Origin of the sequence: Psychrilyobacter sp. (assembly GCF_049671765.1) — a bacterium.
GTDB lineage: Bacteria > Fusobacteriota > Fusobacteriia > Fusobacteriales > Fusobacteriaceae > Psychrilyobacter.
Genome location: NZ_JBATVM010000085.1, coordinates 1 through 1,588, shown reverse-complemented (window position 1 = coordinate 1,588; position 1,588 = coordinate 1). Strand labels below are relative to the sequence as shown.

Here is a 1,588-nt window from a genome sequence, read left to right as displayed (position 1 = left end):
TCTATCCATTCAACAAAAAAACCACTTTTATTCAATGATTTCAAGAAATCTTTCGATACCCTATTTAAATGGCAAAACCCTATATAGAACTCTCTTGTTTTATTATTTATAACAATTTCCCAATTTTCTTTTATTATATTCTTTTCAAAATTCAAATAAAACCATTCTAAAACTTCTAAATTTTCTCCTAAAAATAAATTTATTATTTTCGGAAACTTCTCTTTCCATTTAGTTATTTTATTCCAAAATAACTTTGCTCTTTCTTCAATACTTCTATTTTCATAGTACAATGTTTGAAAAATTATATCTATATATTGATATAACATCCCTATTCCTATACCGCCTTCTGAAATATTTACATCGTTTTCATCTTTCATGACTAACTGTAATACATTGTAAGTTTCTTCTAAATTTTTTTCTTGTATTTTCTCCTGCTTATCATTTTTATATTCTTTCAATATATTTGAAACCAAACCATAGTACCTTCTATATTCATACTTCTCATATGATTTTTCTGATATTACCTTCAATAATTCAAAAGATTCATCACCCTTTAAATATTTAGATATTTTTTCTATAAATGAAACATTTATTTTTTCAATATCTTTTAATATCTTTTTCTTATATTCAAAATATATTTTTTCTATTCCATCTGAAATCTCTAGTTTAATAACTTTATCTATTTTTTCTATCAAAATGTTTGTTTCTAAATCCTTCTTCAATACCTCATTCAGGATTTCATTATATTCTAATTTTTCTTTTTCATGCCAAGTCAAATCATCTGGTAGTGAAGGATATACATTATTCTCTTTTTTAAATTCTTTTTTAAATTTCTCTTTAAATATTTTATTCCCTAATAAATCTGCTATTATAAATCCATAATAGTTATTCTCTATCTCTTTTAGTATATCCTTTTCTTTTATCTTACTTATTATTTCATCTTTTTTTTCAGACTTTTTAATATTATTATAAATTGCACTAACCCAAAAACTACTCAACAGTATTTTAAGGTTTTCTTTTTTTAAAAATTTAATGTTATTAATATCATCATTTACTAGATAACCCAAATAATTTTCTAGTATATCCTCTTTATTCAGCTTCTCTATTTTTTTTATACTATATTTTGTTAGTTTATCGTTTTTAAATATAATTTTATTCATTATTTTCATTAAAGTATCTGCTATTTCAGGTAAGATTTTAGGTATTTTTTTACTCTCACTAGAAAATCTATAAAAAAGCGATACATTTTCTATTTTCTCTAATTTTTCACTCAAAATATCTAAGATATTTTCCTTCTCATCAGTCTCTATATTAAGATAAAGTTTACTGATTATCTCTTTTAGTTGATAACTATCATTTTCTAGATTTTTTAGTTCATTATTTTCTATTTCAAAAATATAGTTTATTAGTCCATTTTTAACTTCTTTGTCTAGTTTGTTCAACTCAATTAAAGTTGTTAAGATATTATATCTACCTTTATTTATTAATGAGTTCAATAACTTTTCTAATTTTGTTTCATTTATTGTCAAACTTCTTTTTATTAAATTAATCAAACAAAATTCGTTTAAATTTTCAAAATCAAAACCAC

The 1,588-nt window shown here is 21.8% G+C and carries 1 protein-coding gene; it reads right to left on the bottom strand.

The window, feature by feature from the left end; all coding sequences use genetic code 11:
* The coding region (locus WBG30_RS04090) for a hypothetical protein (RefSeq protein ID WP_424503372.1) at positions 1 to 1,588 on the bottom strand (1,588 nt) is incomplete at both ends.